2 protein-coding genes are annotated in these 942 nt (G+C 38.5%); both read left to right on the top strand.

The features are described 5' to 3' along the window. A partial coding sequence (locus tag A3735_RS27610) for a DUF1513 domain-containing protein (protein WP_231882674.1) occupies positions 1 to 426 on the top strand: 426 nt, incomplete at its 5' end. 121 nt (positions 427 to 547) lie between these two features. Beyond that, positions 548 to 942, top strand: a 395-nt coding sequence (locus A3735_RS29910) for a hypothetical protein (protein ID WP_197486099.1), incomplete at its 3' end; no start/stop codon positions are given.

Below are 942 nucleotides of genomic sequence, written 5' to 3'. Positions count from 1 at the left end.
ATCAACCAAAGAGATGAAGTGGTGATCGGCCTACAGTATCAAGGAGATAAAACTGACAGCGTTCCCTTGGTTGCCCACCACCAACGAGGGAAAGACCTCAAACCTCTTTGGGCACCCGATGATGTTAATTATGCCATGAAGCATTATTGTGGCAGCGTTTGTTTTGACCCCATAGGAAAAACTGCCGCGGTTTCCTCACCCAAAGGAGATTTGATTACCTTTTGGGACTTTGATCAATTAATCTATTTAAGCAGTCTTCGTTGTAAAGATGGCTGCGGTTTAACCAGCTATCGAAACAATGAATTTGTTATTTCCAACGGCTTAGGCAACCTTTACCACTACAACAATACAACAAAAGAACTTAGTCAAAACTTATCCAACCCAGGCCTCAAAATTGCCTGGGATAACCATCTCTTGAGCGCCTAAACACACAAATACAAAAGTCCATTTTTCAAGCTCCTAAAAGTCAAAACTCAACTATACTATCTGTGATACAGCTCAACTTCATAGGTAACGAGCTTCTGGAATAGGCAATAGGGGGTCAAATATGTCCAAACTGTTAGATAACATATCAATTAAATCTAAGCTCTTATCAATCTGCACTATTACATTAGTTGGTATGCTTACAATCATCTTAGTCGAGCTCAATTTTAGCAAGACACTATCAGAGTCAGCTTCTTCGCTTGTGTCCATTGAAAAGCTTAACTCTAACATGCTTACCTTGAGACGGAATGAAAAGGACTTCCTCACCAGGAAAGATGAAAAATACGTCACACGATTCTCTGATAATGTTGCAAAGCTAAACAAAGAAATTAGCGAACTAAAAGTATTAAACAACTCACTTGGGTTTGACACTGAAGATAATCTCACCAAATTAGGCGACATAATAAAAAGCTATCATCAAACTTTTTTAACCATATCGAAAACTCAAAAAGAAATAGG

This window comes from Oleiphilus sp. HI0061 (assembly GCF_001635675.1).
This window is presented reverse-complemented; position numbering and strand designations above follow the sequence as displayed.